Source organism: Pseudomonas sp. Pseusp11 (genome assembly GCF_047304405.1).
GTDB lineage: Bacteria > Pseudomonadota > Gammaproteobacteria > Pseudomonadales > Pseudomonadaceae > Aquipseudomonas.
Map to the genome: position 1 here is coordinate 45,823 of NZ_JBGLZF010000002.1, position 19,669 is coordinate 65,491.

Consider the following 19,669-nt stretch of genomic DNA (forward strand, 5'->3'; position numbering starts at 1 on the left):
CCTTCCGAAGGTCAAAAAAAACCGTGGGCAATCCACGGTTTTTTTACTGACGGTGATGCCTGGTACGGTTACCAGAAGCGTTGCTGGGTCAACCGGCTCCACCAGCTCAGCAATACGCGATCGATCGAACCGCTGGCCGCCATGCCGATGCGCTCCTGCAGGGTTTTACGTTCGGCGTAATGCAAATGATAGAGCTCGGACTGTTTAGCACGCTCAGCGAGGTATTCGTCGCTGGTCTTGAGCTCGTCCACCAGTTGCTTGTCGAGTGCCGAAACACCGAGCCAGATTTCCCCGGTGGCCACTTCGTCGATAGCCAGTTGCGGGCGATAGCGCGAAACGAAGTTCTTGAACAGCTGATGGGTGATGTCCAGCTCTTCCTGGAATTTCTCCCGGCCCTTCTCGGTGTTTTCGCCGAACACTGTCAGGGTGCGCTTGTACTCACCGGCCGTGAGCACTTCGAAGTCGATGTCATGCTTTTTCAGCAGGCGATTGACGTTGGGCAACTGCGCCACCACGCCGATCGAGCCGAGAATCGCGAACGGAGCGCTGATAATTTTCTCGCCGATGCACGCCATCATGTAGCCGCCGCTGGCCGCGACCTTGTCGATGCACACGGTCAACGGCACGCCGGCCTCGCGAATGCGCGCCAGTTGCGAAGACGCCAGGCCATAGCTGTGAACCATGCCACCGCCGCTCTCCAGCCGTAGCACCACTTCATCCTTTGGCGTGGCGAGGGTCAGCAGCGCGGTGATTTCGTGGCGCAGGCTTTCAGTAGCCGACGCCTTGATGTCACCGTCGAAATCCAGCACGAACACCCGCGGCTTGGCCTCGGGTTTCTTCTTTTGCTTTTTCTCGGTTTTAGCCTGGGATTTGCGCAAAGCCTTGAGCTGGTCCTTGTCGAGCAAGGTTTGCTCCAGGCGTTCGCGCAGCCCTTTGTAGAAATCATTGAGTTTGCTGACTTGCAGTTGGCCGGTCGACTTGCGCCGACCTTTGCTGCGCAACGCCGCAAAACTGGCCAGGACCACCAGAATGGCGATCACCAGTGTCACGGTTTTAGCCAGGAAACTGGCGTACTCGGACAAAAACTCCACAGAGACTCCTTCAACACGATGCGCGGCATGAACACGCGCGGGATACCTCCAGCATACCCATGAGCCGGCCCGACGACCACTAGCAGCAGGCCTGTAACGGGCATTTCAAACAAGCGTATGTTTTTTCATTGACAGCTCACCGCCATCCTCATAACCTCGCCAAACCTTCAACGTACCGGGATGACGCGGACGTGGGCAGCATCTACTTGATTCGACATGGCCAGGCCTCCTTTGGTGCAGACGACTATGACGTTCTGTCGCCGACCGGTATTCGCCAGGCAGAAGTCCTCGGCCGGCACCTGGCCGAACTCGGTGTCAGCTTCGATCGCTGTCTGTCGGGCGACCTGCGCCGTCAGCAACATACGGCCACCAGCGCGCTGGAACAGCTCGCCGCCGTGGGCTTGCCGGTACCGACACTGGAAATCGATTGCGCTTTCAACGAATTCGACGCCGACGCGGTGATCCGCGCCCTGCTGCCGGCCATGCTGGAAGACGAGCCCGAGGCGCTGGAGATCCTGCGCAACGCCGCGCAAAACCGTGCCGAGTTCCAACGCATCTTCGCCCTGATCATCGAGCGCTGGCTCGCCGGCACCTTTGACACACCGGGCCTGGAAAGCTGGCTGGGCTTCGTCGATCGTGTGCAGGCTGGCCTGCAGCGGCTGCTCGAAAATGCCGACAACACCCAGAAAATCGCCGTGTTCACCTCCGGCGGCACCATCACTGCCCTGCTCCACCTTATTACGCAAATGCCTGCCCGGCAGGCCTTTGAGCTGAACTGGCAAATCGTCAACACCTCGCTCAACCTGCTCAAGTTTCGTGGCCGCGAGGTGGCCCTGGCTTCCTTCAACAGTCACACGCACCTGCAACTGCTGAAGGCCCCGGAACTCATCACGTTTCGCTGATTCCGGACTATTGTGACCCTGGCTGTATTCACCCAGCTCTTATTACCCAAGAAAGGATCGAACCATGACCTCCGTAGCTGATGCCGTACAAGCAATGAAAGCCAAGTTCAACCCAGCCGCTGCTGCCGGTCTGGACCTGGTATTCGGTTTCCGCATCGACGACACCAAGAACTTCTCGCTGATCGTCAAAGACGGCACCTGTGAGCTGCAAGAAGGCGAAAACCCGGACGCCCAGGTGACTCTGGTCATGGACGGCGAAACCCTGGAAGGCATCGTCGACGGTTCGACCGACGGCATGCAAGCGTTCATGGGCGGCAAACTGCTCGCTGAAGGCGACATGATGCTGGCCATGAAACTGTCCGAGCTGTTCCCAGGCTAAGACGACGGCTCCCGCTACCGGGAGCCTCTCTGGCTGCATGCGAATCCCGCCCCTCGTGGCGGGATTCGTCGTTTCTCACCCTCGGAAAACGGCTATCTGTGGATATGCCGTCTATATTCCTTCTGGCCGCATGCGTCAGACATCGGCTGTTTGCCCTCGCTTCTTTTATGAAGAACTGTGTGGAGAGCACTGCCATGAGCCCACCTGACGAGCACAATGACTTCAGTCGCCGCCGTGTACTGCAAGGTCTTTCGGCAGGCGCCATCGGCGCCTGGATCAGTCCGCTAACCGCAGGGAGTAAAACCATGCCCGACACCCCCGCCGACCTGATTCTGTACAACGGACGCCTGCACACCGTCGACCGCAAGAAACCCCAGGCCAGCGCCGTCGCGATCAAGGACGGGCGCTTTGTGGTGGTCGGCAGCGATGCCCAGGCCATGGCCCTGCAAGGCCCCGGCACACAAATCGTTGACCTGCATGGCCGCACAGTGATTCCCGGCCTCAACGACTCGCACCTGCACCTGATCCGTGGCGGCCTGAACTACAACCTCGAATTGCGCTGGGAAGGCGTGCCGTCCCTGGCCGATGCCTTGCGCATGCTCAAGGATCAGGCCGACCGCACACCCACGCCGCAATGGGTGCGGGTGGTCGGTGGCTGGAACGAGTTCCAGTTTGCCGAAAAACGCATGCCGACCCTTGAAGATCTGAACAAAGCCGCGCCGGACACTCCGGTATTCGTCCTGCACCTCTACGACCGCGCCCTGCTCAACCGTGCCGCACTGAAAGTGGTCGGCTACACCCGCGACACGCCGAACCCGCCGGGCGGCGAGATCCAGCGCGATGCCAATGGCGATCCCACCGGCATGCTGATCGCCCGCCCGAACGCAATGATCCTCTACTCGACCCTGGCCAAGGGGCCGAAGCTGCCACTGGAATATCAGGTCAACTCGACCCGCCAGTTCATGCGCGAACTCAATCGACTGGGTGTCACCAGCGCCATCGATGCCGGCGGCGGTTATCAGAATTACCCGGACGACTATCAAGTCATCCAGCAATTGGCCAAAGACCAACAGCTCACGGTGCGCATTGCCTACAACCTGTTCACCCAGAAACCCAAGGAAGAACTGACCGACTTCAAGAACTGGACCAGCACTTCCCATTACGGCCAGGGCGATGACTTCCTGCGGCACAATGGCGCCGGCGAGATGCTGGTGTTCTCGGCAGCGGATTTCGAAGACTTCCTCGAACCACGCCCGGACCTGCCGCAAACCATGGAGCAGGAGCTGGAACCGGTGGTGCGGCATCTGGTGGAGCAGCGCTGGCCCTTCCGTTTGCACGCCACCTACAACGAATCCATCGGCCGCATGCTCGACGTGTTCGAGAAGGTCAACCGGGATATTCCGTTCAACGGTTTGCCGTGGTTCTTCGATCACGCCGAAACCATCACCCCCCGGAACATCGAACGGGTCAAGGCCCTGGGTGGCGGCATCGCCATTCAGGACCGCATGGCGTTCCAGGGCGAATACTTCGTCGACCGTTACGGCGCCAAAGCGGCCGAAGCCACGCCACCTATCGCACGAATGCTCGCCGAGGGCGTACCCGTGGGCGCCGGCACCGATGCCACGCGCGTCTCCAGCTACAACCCCTGGACCTCGCTGTACTGGCTGGTCAGCGGTCGCACCGTCGGCGGGCTGGCGCTCTACCCGCAAGGCTTGAGCCGCGATACCGCACTGGAACTGTACACCCACGGCAGCGCCTGGTTTTCCTCCGAACAAGGCAAGAAAGGCCAGATCAAAGTCGGGCAACTGGCGGACCTGATTGCGCTGTCGGCGGACTACTTTCACATCGAAGACGAAGCCATAAAGTGGATCGAGTCGGTGCTGACCATTGTCGACGGCAAGATCGTCCACGGTAGCGTCGAGTTCGAAAAACTGGGGCCTCCGCCAATCCCGGTGGTGCCTGAGTGGTCGCCGGTGGTGAATGTACCGGGGCACTGGAAACCCCTGGCGCCAATGACCGCGCAAGTGCACCAGTGTGTGGGCGCTTGCGCGGTGCATGCCCACAGCCATGAACGGGCGCGGTTGTCGTCGGCGCCGGTCAGTGACTTTCAAGGGTTCTGGGGGGCGTTTGGCTGTTCGTGTTTTGCGTTTTGAAAAGAGAAAAGATCGTCCGAACGCGGCCCGAGCCTTCGGACGAACTTTTGATTTTGAGCCTCTGCAACACTCGCTGACACAAGCTTGATCTCGATCAGTTGCCCTCCCCCCCACACTCTCTACTATCGCTCTTCCATCGAAGGCCAAGGACGGCTCATCGGGAGCCTGCGGCCGATCATTCTCAAGGAAGAGTCAATCATGCGGTCATTGAAAATCATTCTGCTGGCATCGGCGTTCAACGGCCTGACCCAGCGGGCCTGGCTGGACTTGCGTCAGGCCGGTCACTCACCCAGCGTGGTGCTGTTCACCGATGAAGACTCGGTGTGCGAACAGATTGAACACTCCGGCGCCGATCTGGTGATCTGCCCGTTTCTCAAGGATCGGGTACCGCAGCAACTGTGGAGCAACCTCAAGCGCCCTGTGGTGATCATTCATCCGGGCATCGTCGGCGACCGTGGCGCCAGTGCGCTGGACTGGGCGATCACCCGTGAACTCAACCGTTGGGGCGTGACCGCGTTGCAAGCGGTGGAGGAAATGGACGCCGGGCCGGTCTGGGCCACTTGTGAATTCAACCTGCCTCAGGGTCTGCGCAAGTCCGAGTTGTACAACGGGCGCGTCAGCGACGCGGCAATCGCCTGCATCCGCGAAGTCGTGGAAAAGTTTATCGACGGTTTCGAGCCAGTGCCTTTGGACTACAGCCAACGCCATGTGATTGGCCGCTTGCAGCCGAACATGAAGCAAGCTGACCGGATCTTCAGCTGGCACGACAGCGCACACTTCATCAAACGCAGCATCGACGCCGCCGACGGTCAGCCTGGCGTATTGGCCAGCCTGGCCGGCGGTCAGTATTACCTGTATGACGCTCATCTGGATTCGCGTAGCGGCACGCCGGGAGAGATTCTCGCGGTGCACGACGATGCGGTGCTGGTCGCGACCGGTGATCACAGCCTGTGGATCGGTTCGCTGCGACGCAAACCCCGGCCCGGCGAAGAAACCTTCAAGCGTCCGGCCCGGCATGTGCTCGCCGAACAGCTTGCGCAAGTCCCGACCCTTGATTGGTCCATCGCCTCTCAGCCATTTAACAACGAAAGCTATCAACCGATCCACTATCGCGAGTCGGGGCATGTCGGCGAGCTGACCTTCGAGTTTTACAACGGCGCCATGAGCACCGAACAGTGCCAACGACTGGTGGAGGCCCTGCGCTGGGCCAAGTCCCGGGACACCCAAGTGCTGCTGATCAAGGGTGGGCGTGGCAGTTTCTCCAACGGCGTGCACCTCAATGTGATCCAGGCGGCAGCGGTTCCGGGGCTGGAAGCCTGGGCCAATATTCAGGCGATCGACGACGTCTGCCAGGAACTGCTCAGCGCCCGGCAACTGGTGGTCAGCGGCCTGACCGGCAATGCTGGGGCCGGCGGGCTGATGTTGGCGCTGGCTGCCGATATTGTTTTCGCCCGCTCCGACATCGTGCTCAACCCCCATTACAAAACCATGGGCCTGTACGGCTCCGAATACTGGACCTACAGCCTGCCCCGCGCCGTCGGCCCGGCGATGGCGGAAAAACTCACTGAAGACTGCCTGCCGATCAGCGCCCTCCAGGCCTTGCAGTTAGGCATGGTCCAGGAAATCGGTCCGCGCTGCCCGGATGAGTTTGGTCTTTGGTTATTGCAGCGTGCCAATGGTGCGTTGAGTGATCCGGCGTACCAGGCGATACGTGAGCGCAAAAGTCAGCTCGATCCTCAACTGATGCAGCACTGCCACAATGCCGAGCTGGAAGAAATGCATCAGGACATGGTGCAAAACCGTAAACAGTTCGCCGAGAAGAGCAAAAATTTTGTGCTTAAGCGCAAGGCGTGTGGCACGCCGCAGCGGTTGGTAGCCGATTGGGCGGTGGTGAGGGCGGTTGAGTTGGCGGAGTAATTGTTTGGCACGAGGTGATCAGGCCGGACAGTGAACTCTGTCGCGAGGGAGCTTGCTCCCGTCCGGCTGCGCAGCAGCCGTAAACCATCCGATGAGATGCATCTGAAACAGGCTTGGGGCCGCTTCGCGCCCCAGCGGGAGCAAGCTCCCTCGCCACAGACGGTATCGGAAGACCATGGCTGCTCTTACAATGCCCGCACCTCCCACATCGGCCTGCCCATGGACATCGACCTCGCCCGCACCTTTCTGGAAATTGTCCGCCACGGCAGCCTGGCCGCGGCGGCTGAAAAGCTGCACGTCACCCAGACCGCGATCACTGCCCGGGTGCAGAAGCTCGAAAGTCAGCTGGGCAGCACGCTGTTCGTGCGCAATCGCGCTGGCGCGCGCCTGACGCCGAACGGCGAGGCTTTTGTGGTTTACGCCAATCAACTGGTGCAGACCTGGGAAGCCGCTCGTCGCGACTTGCCGCTGCCCGAGGGCTACCGCGACGTACTGCACATCGGTGGCGAGGTCAGCCTGTGCAACCCGTTGATGCTCAGTTGGGCCGGGGAACTGCGCGAGAAGATTCCCAGCCACGCCCTGCGCATGGAAATCCGCGACGGCGAAAACCTGCTGCGCCAACTGGAATTGGGGGTGTTGGATGCGGCGCTGGTCTATCAGCCCGAATACTGGCCACGCCTGCAAGTCGAGCAGGTGCTGGAAGAAAAACTGATCCTGGTACGCTTGGCCGGAAAACCCGATCCTTACGTGTATATCGACTGGGGCCCGGATTTCCGTCGTCAGCACGATGCGGCGCTGCCGGAAAAAGCCAAGGCAGCCCTGAGTTTCAACCTCGGCCCGCTGGCCTTGCAATACATCCTGGAAAACGGCGGCAGCGGCTATTTCCGCACCCGGGTGGTCCAGAGTTACCTGGAAAACGGCTTGCTGGAACAAGTGCCCAAAGCTCCGGAGTTCAGCTACCCGACCTATCTGGTTTACTCCAGGGACCGCGACTCGGCGACCCTGCAACGGGCGTTCGACTTGCTGCGTGAAGTGATCAAGACGGACGACGACTGGTCCCAGCGCTGGAACCCGCTGACCTGACACCATACGGGCGTCTTGCACCGGAGCATGGCGCTTGTGTCCTCAAGGTTCGGCCTGCCTGTGCGGCGGGATCGGCTAATCTGCTGGTTATAACAATAACCACAGGTGAACTCAGTGAGGCAGACCACCGAAGCGTTCCGCGCGCGCTACCGTGCCGATATTCATCAGCTCTACAACCCTTGGTTGCACGGCGCTTTTGTGTTGCTGTTCGGGTTGCTGGCCATCGGTGGGTTCTGGAGCATGGTGCATCAGGTGCAACCGCTGGAATGGCTGGCGGTGCCGCTGATCCTGTTGTTTTTCAACTTCGGCGTGTACGTCGTGCATCGGCATCTGGGGCACCACAAAAAGAGCCTGGCGCGGATGTTCTACGCCCGTCACGCCGGTGACCATCACAGCTTTTTCACCCCCGGCCACATGACCTACGACAGTGCCCGGGACTGGCGGGTGATTCTGTTTCCAGCCTGGCTGATCGTGTTGCACACCCTCGTCATCACGGCGCCTGTCTGGTGGCTGCTGGCTCAGTTCAATAGCAACGTCGCGGGGCTGTTTGGCGGCTGCATGGTGCTCGGTTACCTGACCTACGAGGTGTTCCATGCCTGCGAACATCTACCGCCCGGCAACCCGGTGACGCGTTTGCCGTGGATCCGCCAGATGCGCCGTCTGCATGAGCTGCATCACCGTCGTGAGCTGATGCAGGAGCGCAATTTCAATATCGTGTTGCCCCTGATGGACTACCTGTTCGGCACCCTCTACTGGGAACCGGAACAAACGCCCCCGCACACGACGAGAACGTCCATGACCCGTATGCAGCATGTGATCGACATCGCTGGAAACCCAGTGGCTGTGCTCGCCTACGCCAGCACCGCGACCCATTGGCCGCAGTGGCATCCGTCCTCCCTCAAGGTCGACGGGCAGAACGGGCCGTTGTATGCCGGAGCACGGTTCGAGGAAGACATTCGCGCCGGCGGGCGTGAGGGGCATTTGAGCTGGGAAGTCGACGAATACCTGCCCGGACGCCGCTGGAGGGCTCGGGCCCGGGGCGATCATGGTCTGTCATTGGTGGTGACTTACCAGTGTGAGGTTGAGGGCGATGGCACGCGGTTTGTCCGCACCCTGGAGTATCACTTCAGCGGCCTGGGGATGCGCATTGCCAATCGCCTGTTGCTCAAGCGGCGCATCGAGCGCGAATCGGCGGAGTCGATGCTGGCGTTACGCGAGATGGCGCATAAACATCTGGCCCTGGCAGGAGTCAGCGCATGAAAAGACCCCTCAAGTTTCGGCATTTATTGCTGCTGCTGATCATCGTGATCAGCGCCTTGCTGTTTCTATTGCCGACCAAGGTTCAACCGGTAGCCTGGACACCGCTAACGGCGCCCTCCCTCGTCGATGGCATCTACGCCGACAATCAGCGACTCAAAGGCGTGAAACGTGTCGGTGCTGCTGACATCGACGGCCCTGAGGCGTTGCTGCTGGAGAAAGACGTCCTTATCACCGGCCTGCATGACGGCCGGTTGATTCGCACCAGCCTCGACGGCAAAACCACCCAGGTGCTGGCCGATACCGGCGGCAGGCCGCTGGGCCTGGCGCGGCACCCCAATGGTTTGTTGGTGATCGCCGACGGGGTCAAAGGTTTGCTGTCGCTCGACACTCAGGGCCGGTTGATTCCATTGACCACCACGGCCAACAACCTGCCCTTCGGTTTTACCAATGACGTGGCCATCGACAAGCCCGGGCATTACGCTTATTTCAGCGACTCCTCCAGCCGTTGGGGCTACGGCAAGGACGGCGAGGCGATCATTGAGCACGGTGGCGACGGCCGTTTGCTGCGTTATAACTTCCAGACCGGCATTACGGCGGTCCTGCTGGACAAACTGGAGTTCGCCAACGGCGTGACACTGGGGCCGGACGACGCGTTTGTGCTGGTCAATGAAACCGGCGCCTATCGCATCAGCCGCTATTGGCTGACCGGGCCGAAAGCCGGCACCCACGATCTGTTCATCGACAATTTGCCCGGGCTGCCGGACAACCTGGCATTCAATGGCCGCGACCGTTTCTGGGTGGCACTGTATGCACCGCGCACTGCACTGCTCGACACCACGGCGCCCTACCCTCTGGTACGCAAAATGATCGTGCGGGCGATGACTATCCTGCCCAAACCCCTGGAGAAACGCGCCTTCGTCCTGGGCCTGGACCTCGACGGCAAAGTGATTGCCAATCTGCAGGACGCCAGCAGCGGCAACTACTCACCCATCACCACCGTGCGCGAATATGGGGACTGGTTGTATCTGGGGTCGCTGAAAGCGCGGCATATGGCGCGGTTGCCGTTGAGTGCAACATTGAAATAGAGGGTGTAGCCAAAAGATCGTCCGAAGGCTCGGGTCGCGTTCGGACGATCTTTTGATTTTGAATCAACGCAGATCTCGTATTGATCCCCGTTCCAATTGTTCAGTCACCGGTGGTCGGTGATTCTGCATAGCGTCTCAGGACAGCGTCTTAAGTCGCTCAGCGATCTTGTCCTTGACCTGCACGCGCTTCTCCTTGAGCTTCTTCAGTGCCTCATCGCTGGGAGCATCCGATTGTGCGGACTCGGCCTTCAACACCTCTGCGTCCGCCTGGGTGTACTTGTTGAGCAGTGAATCCAGTAACAGATCCTTGGTGCGTTTTTGCTGGATCTCTTCCTTCGTGCAGCGCAAGTCCTGATAAAGGTCATGGGTCACCGGCATGGAACACCTCCGTTTGTTAATCGGTGGCAAACGTGATCGATGGCGTTCGCCAACTATCAGAATGGCCTCGCTTACCCGGTTCTGTCGACCGTCTATCAGACCAGCGGTGTCCGTTCGTCGTCCTGTCGCCAACGCGATATCCCCCTTGCCCGAGCACCTGGAAAGCCCCCCTTGAATCAACCACCGAGTACCGTACGAACCATTCGTGTCAGCGCCTCGGGACCATAAGGTTTACTCAGCAGATAAGTGTCGGAGCTGAGTTGGTGATCGCGCGAAATGATGTCGCGGGTGTGTCCGGAGGTAAACAGCACCGCCACTGGAGGGTTTTGCACCTTGGCCCAGGCGGCCAGGTCCGGGCTTTTGATCAAGCCGGGCATGACCACGTCGGTGAAGATCAGGTCCACTGTCGCGCCGTCGAGCAACATCTGCATCGCCAGGTCACCGTTGGCCGCAGTCAGAACCTGATAGCCCTCTTCGCACAACAAGTCCACGGCCGAACTGCGCACCGCTTCGTTGTCCTCGACCACCAGAATGGTTTCATGCCCGCCCCGGTGCTGCGGAGCATGGCGCATTGTTTCGTCAGGCAACGGGCGCAAGCTGCGAGGGAAATACAGCTGCACCCGAGTGCCCCGCCCGACGACACTGGAAATCTCGATATGCCCGCCGCTCTGTTTGACGAACCCGAACACCATACTCAACCCCAGGCCGGTGCCTTGACCATCAGCCTTGGTGGTGAAAAACGGCTCGAAGGCCTGTGCAAGCACTTGCGGCGGCATGCCGACGCCTGAGTCCGCCACCGTCAGGCAGACATAATCGCCAGCGACGATGCCCTTGCCGGCGCAAAACTTGCGGTCGAGGACGATGTTCTCTGCGCTCAGGGCAATGGTCCCCTCGCCGTTCATGGCATCTCGGGCGTTGATCGCAAGGTTGAGAATGGCGTTTTCCAGTTGATTGCAGTCCACGTAGAGGCGCCATGGATCGTCAGGTGCGGACACCTTGATCTGGATCGTCTCTCCCAGCGCACGTTGCAATAATTCCCCGAGGTCTTCGAAGATCTGCCGTGGGTCGCATACGGCCGGTGACAACGGCTGACGTCGGGCAAAAGCGAGTAATTGCGAAGACAATTTGGCCCCGCGCTCGACTGCGGCAATCGAGGCGCCGACCCGGCGCTGCACGTTGGCGTTGTCCGGCTCGTGACGCGCCAGCAAGTGCAGGTTGCCGGCGATCACCTGTAACAGGTTGTTGAAGTCATGGGCCACCCCGCCGGTGAGACCACCAATGGCTTCGAGCTTCTGTGATTGACGCAGCTGCTCTTCGGCCGCCAGCCGCGCCTCGACTTCTTCAGCGACTCGTTGCTCCAGGTTGCGGGTGAACTTGAGCAAGGACTCTTCGGCAATCTTGCGTTCGTGGATGTCGATCAACACCCCGGGAAAGCGCAACGCTTCACCTTGCTCATTGAACTCGCAACACCCGCTGGCGAGCACCCACAGGTAACTGCCATCGGGACGCAGAACCCGATATTCGGCGTTATAGGGCACGCCGGTTTCCACCGACTGATTCATCCGCTCCCGGGCCCAGCTGCGATCATCGGGATGGATCTGCATTTGGGCGATGGCCGGTGGCAGGTTGGCCAGGTCCTGGCCTGGCGGATAGGAAAACGTGCGGGCGAATCGCTCGTCGCCCGATAGCACATCAGCCTTGATGTCCCAGACAAACGAGCCGAGCAAAGCCCCGGCATTGAGGGCCAGGCGAACCCTTTCATTGTCGGCACGGTAGGCGTTTTCGGCTTCCTGGCGTCGGCGTTCGGAAATCACATGGTCAGTGGTTTCGACCACCATTGCCATGACCCCGGCGGGACACCCGTCATCATCGGCGACCGGGCTGTAGTAAAGGTCCATCCAGACGTCTTCGGGAACGCCGTCGCGCAGCAATACCAGGGCTTTGTTGTGATAGGACAAGGTGCCGCCCGCAAGGCAGGTGTCCACCACTTGCCGATTGAATTCGGCGACCTCCGGCCAGCCCAACTCCACCGGGGAGCCCAGCAGGTAAGGATGGCGGCCACCGGCAAATCTTGAGTAGGCGTCGTTATAGATCATGTAACCGGGGCGGCCCCACAGCATCACCATCGGCAGCGGTGAAGCAAGCAGTAACTGCACCGCGCTGCACAGACTCCCGGGCCAGGTGTCGATGCGACCGAGTTCGGTCAGGCTCCAGTCGAACGCACGGATACGTTCGGCCATTTCGCCGCTCCAGCCGGTACATCCGTGGCTATTGTCTAGAAACTGCATCGACTGGCCTATGTCTTGTGAATGACATGTCTTCGGGCAGTGCGAGGAGACTGTGCGTGCCCGTTTGTTTTCGAGCATCGCCGACGCCAATGGTTTCATAGGTATAGCTGATTCTCGACCGGACTCTATCGCAACCGTATTTCGGAGAACGTGATTGCTTCTGTAGGAGCTGCCGCAGGCTGCGATCTTTTGATTTTGCTTTTTAAAGATCAAGATCAAAAGATCGCAGCCTTCGGCAGCTCCTACGCATGTATTCAGTCAATGTTGAGGCTCAGCGGAAATCCCGACTGCGCACATGGATACCGTCGAGCAATGAACTCAGGTCGCTCAAGCGTCCGGCAATCAGGTGCCGCACCTCGCCCACCTGTTCCCAGCGCCCGTCGACCTTGAGCAATTGCGAGCCAACCAATACCTGCCGTTGCCGTTCGGCCAGGTCGCGCCAGACCACCACGTTGACGTTGCCGAATTCGTCTTCAAGCGTCACGAAGGTCACACCGCTGGCGGTTCCCGGACGCTGCCGACCGGTGACCAGCCCGGCGACGCTGACCGGACGCCCATGCTCGACCATCAGCAATTCCCTGGAGCTGCGACAGCGCCGGGCCTTGAGTTCCCCCCGCAGCAACGCCAGCGGATGCGGGCCGAGGGTGGTGCCGACACTGGCGTAATCGGCTTGCAGGTCCTCGCCCACGGTGGGTTTGGGCAGCTCCACTGCCGGCTCTTCCTGACTCGGCAGACCGGCAAACAAACCGAGCTGCTTCTGCACCCCCGCCACCTCCCAGCGCGCCCGATGCCGATCACCGGCCAGCCCGCGCAATGCACCGGCATCGGCTAGTTGTTCCTGGGCGCGGGCATCGAGTCGTGCCCGTTCGCCAAGGTCGGCGATGTCGGCAAACGCCCCTTTCGATCTTGCCATCTCGATGCGCCGGGCATCGTCTTCGCGAAAGCCCTTGATCATCCGCAGCCCCATGCGAATCGCCGGCTGCGCGCCGGTGATCGGTTCCAGGCTGCAATCCCAGTCGCTGGCCCGCACGTCCACCGGGCGAATCTGCAAATGATGGCGACGGGCGTCCTGGAGAATCTGGTCCGGGCTGTAGAAACCCATGGGCCAGCTGTTGATCAGCGCACAGGCGAAAGCCGCCGGCTCGTGGCATTTCAACCAGCAACTGGCGTAGGTCAGCAAGGCAAAACTGGCGGCGTGGGATTCGGGAAAACCGTAATCGCCGAAGCCTTTGATCTGCTCGAAGATCTGCGCGGCGAACTCCGCCGTGTAGCCGTTTTTCTTCATTCCGTCCGCCAGGCGTTCCTTGTGCGGTTCCAGTCCGCCGTGGCGTTTCCAGGCCGCCATGGAGCGGCGTAACTGATCAGCCTCGCCGGGGCTGTAGTCGGCGGCGACAATCGCGATCTGCATCACCTGCTCCTGAAACAGCGGCACGCCCAGCGTACGTTTCAGCACCGCTTCAAGTTCTTTCGACGGGTATTTCACCTCTTCTTCGCCCTTACGCCGCCGCAGGTAGGGATGCACCATCCCGCCCTGAATCGGCCCCGGACGAACGATCGCCACCTCGATCACCAGATCGTAGAAGTTCTTGGGTTTGAGCCTGGGCAACATCGACATCTGTGCCCGGGACTCGATCTGGAACACCCCGATGGTGTCCGCATGGCCAATCATCTCGTAGGTTTGCGGGTCTTCGGCCGGCACCGTCGCCAGGCTCAGGTCACGGCCTCGGTGCCGACGCAGCAGATCGAAACAACGGCGAATCGCGCTGAGCATGCCCAGCGCCAGAATATCGACCTTGAGCAGCCCGACCGCATCCAGATCGTCCTTGTCCCACTGGATGATGGTGCGCTCGGCCATGGCGGCGTTTTCCACCGGCACCAGGCTGTCCAGAGGCTGCTCGGAAATCACAAAACCGCCGGGGTGTTGGGACAGGTGCCGGGGAAAACCGATCAGCTGTTGGGTCAGGCTCAGCACTCGGCGCAGCACCGGGCTATCGGGGTCGAAACCACCCTCACGCAGACGCTCGACGGGCGGCGCCTGATTACTCCAGTGGCCGCAACAGTCGGCCAGGGCGTTGACCTGATCCGGCGGCAAACCCAACGCCTTGGCCACGTCGCGGATTGCGCCGGCACCGTGGTAAGTGCTGACCACCGCCGTCAGCGCCGCACGAGCCCGGCCATAACGCTGAAACACATACTGCAGGACTTCTTCGCGCCGCTCATGCTCGAAATCCACGTCGATATCCGGCGGTTCATTGCGCTCCCTGGAGAGAAAGCGCTCGAACAGCAGCGTGCTGCGATCCGGGTCGATCTCGGTGATCCCCAGCACGAAGCACACCGCCGAGTTGGCGGCAGAACCGCGCCCCTGACAAAGGATGTGTTGCTGGCGGGCGAAATTCACAATGTCGTGAACCGTCAGGAAATAACTCTCGTACCCCAGCTCGGCAATCAGCTCCAGTTCCTTGTCGATCTGCGCCAACACCTCGGCCTTTGGGCTTTTTTCCCAGCGCCAGCGAATCCCCTTTTCTGCCAGCACCCGCAGCCAGGACGTGGCCGTGTGCCCCTCGGGCACCAGTTCCCGGGGATATTGATAACGCAACTGACCGAGGTCGAAAGTACAGCGTCGGGCGATGTTCAGGGTCTCGTCGAGCAGCGCCTGCGGGTAGAGATCGCGCAAGTCGTCGAGGCCGCGCAAATGCCGTTCGCCGTTGGGGTGCAGACGCAACCCGGCCTCGGCCACCGGCAGGTGATGGCGGATCGCGGTCATGGTGTCCTGCAAGGCGCGCCGGCCCCGGGTGTGCATGTGTACATCGCCGCTGGCCACCGCCGGGATTCGCAGCTCCCGCGCCAGGGTTAGCAGCGCCGCCAGTCGCCGGGTGTCGTCCTGCCCGCGATGTAACTGAACGCTCAACCACAGGCGCTCGGCGAAGGTCTGCTTCAGCCAATGGCCCTGCGCAAAATCATCGACGGCGTCCGGCGCCCACAACGCCAACAGCCCCGGCAACGGCTCGCTGAAATCCTCCCGCAGCACCTGATACTGGCCTTTCTGCGTGCGGCGTCTGGCGCGGGTAATCAGTCGGCACAGGGCTTGATAACCTTCGAGGTTTTCCACCAGCAGCACCAGTTTCGGGCCATTTTCGATACGTATTTCGCTGCCGATGATCAGCGGCAACTCCACGGTCTTGGCCGCCTGCCAGGCACGGACGATACCCGCCAGCGTGCATTCGTCGGTGATTGCCAGCGCCTGATAGCCCTGCTTTTTCGCCCGTTGAAAAAGCTCAAGCGCACTGGAGGCACCGCGCTGGAAACTGAAGTTGGACAGGCAGTGCAGCTCGGCATAGTCGACGCTCATGCGAACCAGCCTTGCAGCCACAACGGACCGTCTTCGCCCACCGCCCGATAGGCCCAGCCCTGCTGACCGGAACGGGTTTCGATCAGGTAGTAATCGCGGCGCACGTCGGCGCCGTCCCACCAGCCGGACTCGATGCGCTCCGGCCCCATGAGGATGCGCGTCGAGCTTTCGTGTACCGCCTGCGGTTCAGTCAGCAACCAGCCCGGGCGTTGCACGGCAGGCAGCCCCCCGCAGGCCTGGCTGTCGACAGTCGTCTGCCACGCGCATTCCGGCCGGTGATCGGCCTGGAAGCGCAAGCCCTGCACCGCGTCATCCCCCAGCCGTGCGCGCAAGCGTTCACGCAGTTGCTCCCAGGGCAAGGACTGCTGCGGACGGTCGTCGAACAACTCCTGACGCTGGGGCACGAAGGCCGGCAGATCTTCGGCGCGCAGACGAAAACCGCGCACCGGGGCTTCGACCTGAACCTGTTCCAGCCGCCCCCGGGCCAGTTCGAACAGCATCGCCGGATCGCGCTCGGCGCTGAGCAGGCCGACCTTGATCACGGTGTCCGGCAAGCCGGCGTGTTCCAGGTGCAAGTCGAAACGTTGCACGCCGCTGTCCCGGCCGCAGAGAAACGCCGACAGATCGCCGGTCAATCGTCTTAAAGGAAACAACAATGCCTGATGGGATTGCACATCGAAGTTGAGCTCGATGCGCACATCGAAACGGTCCGGCGGCAGGTAAAACGCCAGTGCCAGCCGCCGCTCACCGAACAGGCTGTCCAGATGCTTGAGCACCTGGGCCTCGAAACGCCGGGCCAGGCTATGCCGGGGCAGCGCCTGCACCTGACTCAAGGTGCGCAGCCCCATGCGCGATAACGCCGTAGCAACGCTGGGCTCCAGGGCAATGCGATCGACGGGCAGTTGCCCGAGGTGATGCTGCAAGGCTTGATTGTCCGGCACCACCAGACCGTCATAAACGTTGGCCAGCACCCGCGCCGCCACCGGGTTGGGCGCGGCGACAATCCGATGGCGAAACCCCAGTTCAGCGAGCTCGGCGCGCAGTCGCGCCTCGAACTGCGGCCAGGACCCGAACAAGCCCAGGCTGGATTCGATTTCAAACACCACGGCGCGCGGATAATGCACGCTGACCTGGGAGCTGAACCGATAGGCCCAGGCGGCCAGGAACTGCTGCCAATGTTCGATTTCGGCGGCATCGTATTCGGCGGTGACGAACCCTTTGCTCAGCGCCTGGGCGGCGGTCATCGACTGACCGGGTCGCAAACCCAGCGCCCGTGCCGCACCGTTGACCGCTTGCAGCACCCGCCGCTGGGCCGGGCCGGTCAGCAGCGCCAACGGCTCATCGGGGTCGGGGCGCTGACGCAATACCGCGTCCAGCGCCAATTGCGGGAAGACAATGCACACCCAGCGCATGGCAACCTCAATGCCCCACGGCAAAGGCAATCGGCGCCGAACGGGCCAGCCCGCCCCGGCACTTGAGCACCCGCAACTGAGCAGGCTTGGCGTCGATGGCGATGCGCAGGGCCGCTGGCGACGGGTTGATGGCTTCACTGAGCGAGCGATAGGCGAACGCCAGGGTCTGCCCGGTTTCGGCCGCCACCTGCAAACGTCGCAACGCCCGGTCATCGGCCTTGTGCGGCCAGCACAACACCGCCCCGCAACTGCCCGAACGCAGGCATTGTTCCGCCGCCCACAGCGCATCGCGCTCGCTGGCCTGGATGATCGACAACTGGCGCAGATCGACCCCGGCGTTCTGCCAGGCCTGGGGATACGGCACGTAAGGCGGCGCCACCAGCACGATGCGTTCGCCCGCCGCCGATAACCGTGCCAGCGTCGGCCACACCAGTTGCAACTCACCCACGCCCTGCCCGGCCAGGAGGATTTCGCTCAGCGCCGCTTCCGGCCAGCCACCGCTCGGCAGCGCCGCATCCAGCGCCGCATGCCCCGTGGGTTGCGGGCTGACGGCCGGTGGCGCAGGTCGGCCCTTCCAGACCTGGCCGCCATTGAACAGCGTATCCAGCGCAACGACGGCGCCCATCACCCTTGCCTCACCAGACCACAGAACACGCCTTCGATGGCCAGCTCCTGATCGGATCGAACAATGATCGGCTGGTAAGCCGGATTGCGCGGCAACAGGCGAACGGCATCGCCGACTCGCTCGAAACGCTTGATGGTGACTTCGCCGTCGAGCCGCGCCACCACGATCTGGCCGTTGAGCGCTTCAGGATTGCGCCGCACGCCCACCAGATCGCCGTCGAGAATGCCGTCCTCGATCATCGAATCACCCTGGACCCGCAGCATGTAATCCGGCACCCGCGAGAAGATCGACGGATCGAGCAGCAAGCGGCTGTGGACCTCGGCATCGGCACCGATCGGCGCACCGGCCGCCACGCGGCCCAGTACCGGAACGTCCAGCAGCTCGGGCCGCGGCGGCTGGTTCAACAAGCGGATGCCGCGCGCCTGATGCGGATTGACCTCGATGAAACCCGCCTCGGTCAGCGCCAGCACGTGCTTGCGCGCCACGCTACGGGAGGCGAAACCGAAGGCCTCGCTGATTTCAGCGAGGCTCGGGGGCTGACCGTGTTCGGCGATGCGATCGCGGATGAAGGTCAGGATGGCGGTACGGCGGGGAGTTAAAGTCGTCATGGAGTACATTTGTACTCTTTCGGCTTTTTCCTGGCAAGGACTTGTAGGAGCTGCGTAGGAGCTGTCGAGTGAAACGAGGCTGCGATCCCTTGATCTTGCTCTTTAAAAACAACATCAAAAGATCGCAGCCTCGTTTCACTCGTCAGCTCCTACAGGGAGAACTCGGTCAGTGACGCTTGCCGCAGCCATCATTCAACCCGCGAGAAGCCAGAAACCCTGCGATGTAATCGATAAAAGCCACGACTTTGGCGGTCGCTCGCCGATGGCTCGGGTACACCGCCAGAATGTGCGGGCCAAAGCTGTCGGGATCGATGTCGTAGTCCGCCATCACCCGCACCAGTCGACCGTCGGCCAGATACGGCGCAGCGCTCCATAGCGGCGTGTGCAACAACCCGCGTCCGGCCAGCGCATTGGCCAGCAGCAAGTCGTAATTGTCGCTACGCAGCCGTGGAGCCTGGGGTTGCGGCAGGCTCAAGCGCTGCCCATCGCGCTCGGCCCACCAGAATTCGCGGCTGAGCAAGGGATGGCGATACAGCAACCATTCGTGCTCATCGAGGGTTTGCGGGGTGACCGGCAACGCCTTGCGCGCCAGATAGTCCGGGCTGCCACACAACGCCAGACGATTGCTGCCAACGACGCGGGCGATCAGCCCCGGCAGGTCGTCATGGCCTTCGCGCAGGGCCAGGTCGTAGCCGCTTTCCAGCAGATTGACGAACTCATCGCACAGGTCCACTTGCAGATTGATCTGCGGATACTGCTCCAGAAAACCGCCACACACCTGATCGAGAAAGGCATGCCCATAGGCCAGTGGCGCGGTGATTTTCAGATTGCCGCGCAGGCCATGCTGCAACTGCTCGATTTCCTCACCGGCCTCGTCCAGCCGCTGCAACACCTGACGCGCGGTTTCCAGGTAGAGCCGCCCCACTTCCGTCAGCAGAATCCGCCGGGTGCTGCGCTCGAATAGCCGGGCACCGAGCTCGGCCTCCAGGTGATTGACCGCTTTGGTCAGGGCCGACGGGGTCTTGCCCAGTTGCTCGGCGGCGCGGCTGAAACTGCCCAGTTGCGCCGTGACCACGAACATTTTCAACGCACCCAACTTGTCCATTCTTTTTCCATTCCGGCAAAAACGTTTTTCGTGA

General features: G+C 61.5%; 15 protein-coding genes. 7 read left to right on the plus strand and 8 right to left on the minus strand.

The window, feature by feature from the left end:
* Positions 1–68: 68 nt before the first annotated feature.
* Positions 69–1,091 carry a protease SohB gene (gene sohB / locus ACCC96_RS01515; RefSeq protein WP_018927637.1) on the minus strand — a complete coding sequence of 341 codons (1,023 nt, stop codon included), beginning with the start codon at positions 1,089–1,091 and terminating at the stop codon, positions 69–71.
* Positions 1,092–1,282: 191 nt separating this feature from the next.
* Here sohB and ACCC96_RS01520 point away from each other — a divergent pair, with 191 nt between their 5' ends.
* From ACCC96_RS01520 to ACCC96_RS01550, 7 genes are all read left to right on the plus strand, one after another.
* Positions 1,283–1,993 carry a histidine phosphatase family protein gene (locus ACCC96_RS01520; protein WP_258673543.1) on the plus strand — a complete coding sequence of 237 codons (711 nt, stop codon included), beginning with the start codon at positions 1,283–1,285 and terminating at the stop codon, positions 1,991–1,993.
* Positions 1,994–2,057: 64 nt separating this feature from the next.
* Positions 2,058–2,372, plus strand: a complete 315-nt coding sequence (locus ACCC96_RS01525; RefSeq protein WP_413694783.1) for an SCP2 sterol-binding domain-containing protein — start codon at positions 2,058–2,060, stop codon at positions 2,370–2,372.
* A gap of 305 nt (positions 2,373–2,677) precedes the next feature.
* Positions 2,678–4,525 carry an amidohydrolase gene (locus tag ACCC96_RS01530; protein WP_413694942.1) on the plus strand — a complete coding sequence of 616 codons (1,848 nt, stop codon included), beginning with the start codon at positions 2,678–2,680 and terminating at the stop codon, positions 4,523–4,525.
* Positions 4,526–4,723: 198 nt separating this feature from the next.
* Positions 4,724–6,442 carry a hydrogenase maturation protein gene (locus tag ACCC96_RS01535; RefSeq protein WP_413694784.1) on the plus strand — a complete coding sequence of 573 codons (1,719 nt, stop codon included), beginning with the start codon at positions 4,724–4,726 and terminating at the stop codon, positions 6,440–6,442.
* Positions 6,443–6,661: 219 nt separating this feature from the next.
* The gene (locus ACCC96_RS01540) at positions 6,662–7,525 is read left to right on the plus strand and encodes a LysR family transcriptional regulator (RefSeq protein WP_007941771.1); all 864 of its coding nucleotides are present in this window, start codon (positions 6,662–6,664) and stop codon (positions 7,523–7,525) included.
* A 114-nt stretch (positions 7,526–7,639) separates the two neighbouring features.
* Complete coding sequence (locus tag ACCC96_RS01545) at positions 7,640–8,785, plus strand: SRPBCC family protein (protein WP_413694785.1); 1,146 nt, start codon at positions 7,640–7,642, stop codon at positions 8,783–8,785.
* On the plus strand, positions 8,782–9,870 hold the full coding sequence (locus ACCC96_RS01550) for an SMP-30/gluconolactonase/LRE family protein (RefSeq protein ID WP_258673539.1): 1,089 nt from the start codon (positions 8,782–8,784) through the stop codon (positions 9,868–9,870). The genes ACCC96_RS01545 and ACCC96_RS01550 overlap by 4 nt, the downstream gene beginning before the upstream one ends.
* Before the next feature lie 135 nt (positions 9,871–10,005).
* Here the strand turns inward: ACCC96_RS01550 and ACCC96_RS01555 are convergent, their stop codons facing one another.
* The 7 genes from ACCC96_RS01555 to ACCC96_RS01585 form a co-directional block, all read right to left on the minus strand.
* The gene (locus ACCC96_RS01555; RefSeq protein ID WP_413694786.1) at positions 10,006–10,248 is read right to left on the minus strand and encodes a DUF465 domain-containing protein; all 243 of its coding nucleotides are present in this window, start codon (positions 10,246–10,248) and stop codon (positions 10,006–10,008) included.
* A 176-nt stretch (positions 10,249–10,424) separates the two neighbouring features.
* Positions 10,425–12,488, minus strand: a complete 2,064-nt coding sequence (locus tag ACCC96_RS01560; RefSeq protein WP_258673538.1) for a PAS domain-containing sensor histidine kinase — start codon at positions 12,486–12,488, stop codon at positions 10,425–10,427.
* A 319-nt stretch (positions 12,489–12,807) separates the two neighbouring features.
* Positions 12,808–15,906, minus strand: coding sequence for an error-prone DNA polymerase (locus tag ACCC96_RS01565; RefSeq protein ID WP_413694787.1), 3,099 nt, complete (start codon positions 15,904–15,906; stop codon positions 12,808–12,810).
* Entirely contained in the window at positions 15,882–17,297 is a 1,416-nt protein-coding gene (locus tag ACCC96_RS01570; protein ID WP_413694788.1) for a Y-family DNA polymerase, read from the minus strand. Before ACCC96_RS01570 ends, ACCC96_RS01565 begins: the two co-directional genes overlap by 25 nt.
* A 7-nt stretch (positions 17,298–17,304) precedes the next feature.
* Positions 17,305–17,922 (minus strand): translesion DNA synthesis-associated protein ImuA, encoded by a 618-nt coding sequence (gene imuA, locus ACCC96_RS01575; RefSeq protein WP_019578465.1) that lies wholly within the window; start codon positions 17,920–17,922, stop codon positions 17,305–17,307.
* Positions 17,922–18,539 carry a transcriptional repressor LexA gene (gene lexA, locus ACCC96_RS01580; protein ID WP_258673528.1) on the minus strand — a complete coding sequence of 206 codons (618 nt, stop codon included), beginning with the start codon at positions 18,537–18,539 and terminating at the stop codon, positions 17,922–17,924. The genes imuA and lexA overlap by 1 nt, the downstream gene beginning before the upstream one ends.
* 157 nt (positions 18,540–18,696) lie before the next feature.
* On the minus strand, positions 18,697–19,635 hold the full coding sequence (locus ACCC96_RS01585) for a LysR substrate-binding domain-containing protein (RefSeq protein ID WP_413694789.1): 939 nt from the start codon (positions 19,633–19,635) through the stop codon (positions 18,697–18,699).
* Between the last annotated feature and the right edge of the window lie 34 nt (positions 19,636–19,669).